2 protein-coding genes are annotated in these 1,190 nt (G+C 56.3%); one reads left to right on the top strand and one right to left on the bottom strand.

What is annotated here, in order from left to right; translation table 11 throughout:
* A partial coding sequence (locus ACXJ7R_RS33550) for a pyridoxamine 5'-phosphate oxidase family protein (RefSeq protein WP_457155542.1) occupies nucleotides 1–403 on the top strand: 403 nt, incomplete at its 5' end.
* A 200-nt stretch (nucleotides 404–603) separates the two neighbouring features.
* Here ACXJ7R_RS33550 and ACXJ7R_RS33545 read toward each other — a convergent pair.
* Nucleotides 604–1,190 (bottom strand): phospholipase D-like domain-containing protein (locus ACXJ7R_RS33545; RefSeq protein WP_457155541.1); only part of this gene is annotated, 587 nt, incomplete at its 5' end.

The raw sequence follows: 1,190 nt of genomic DNA, 5'->3' as shown, positions 1-1,190 counted from the left end.
CTCCAAGGTCATTCCTCGTCCAATGACTGCACAAATGGAGACTGACGGAAATGGTCCAGTCTGGTTCTTTACGGCGAAAGACACCGAACTCGTTCAGGGTCTGACGGATGGCAGCAAAGCGACCGCGACCTTCACGTCCAAAGGCCACGATCTGTTCGCCACGGTGCAGGGGAATCTTTGGCTCGACAACGACCGTGCAACGATCGATCGGCTTTGGAATCGCTTTGTGGCCGCATGGTTTGAGGGCGGGAAAGATGATCCGAGGCTAGCGTTGCTACGGTTCGATCCGCGGGAGGCAGAGATTTGGCTGGATGGATCGAGCGTAATGGCAGGGATCAAGATGTTGCTCGGGTTCGATCCCAAAGACGARTACAAAGACAACGTCGCCAAAGTCGAGCTTTGACTCTGACGCGCCGACCGCGCTGCGGGCTCTGGCCTAGTTCGATCGTTGTGTACTGCGTGCAGGCAACCCTGCTGCCCTCGGCACGAAGACGCGTTAACGCAGGGATCTACGCGCTTAGGCTCGACCTTACGCTACACATGCCTCGAGCACCGTGGGCGAGTGACCGGTAGCAGGGTGACACTCGATGGTCGCGTTGCTGCCTAAAGTTGGGACTCGATCGGGAGATGGCGGACCAGGATCGCCAGGATGCGGCGGAAAATCCCCGCTTCAGGTTCGTGAGAATAATTTTGGGACCTGCCTTCGTCGCATCCATGCCAGTGGAGCGCGTTGTTTTTCAGTTCGAGCCGATAACTCGCTTCCGGTGATATCTCTGCCTGGAACCTGCGCCGCAGTTCAGCGACCAATTCCTGATCCTCAAAAAGCACTCCCATTTCCGAGTTCAACGACACCGATCGCGGGTCAAAATTGAAGGAGCCGACGAAACCGGTCTTGTCATCGACGCTGAAAGCCTTCGTGTGCAGGCTGGCGCCCTTGGATCCAAATACCGAGATCGCCTGCCGCCGGCTGAACGGCTGAAGCTCAAAAATCTTGACACCGTTCCTGAGCAATCGCTTGCGATAATTTGCATAGGCGCCGTGGACCGCTGCGACATCAGTGGCTGCCAATGAATTGGTCAGAACCGCAACTTCAACGCCGTTGCTGACGAGGTCCGACAAGATTGCGGACCCCCTTTTGCCAGGAATGAAATAGGGAGACACAATTTCCAAGCAATTGCGCGCTGACTGAA

The organism is Mesorhizobium sp. P5_C1, assembly GCF_054049815.1.
This window is presented reverse-complemented; position numbering and strand designations above follow the sequence as displayed.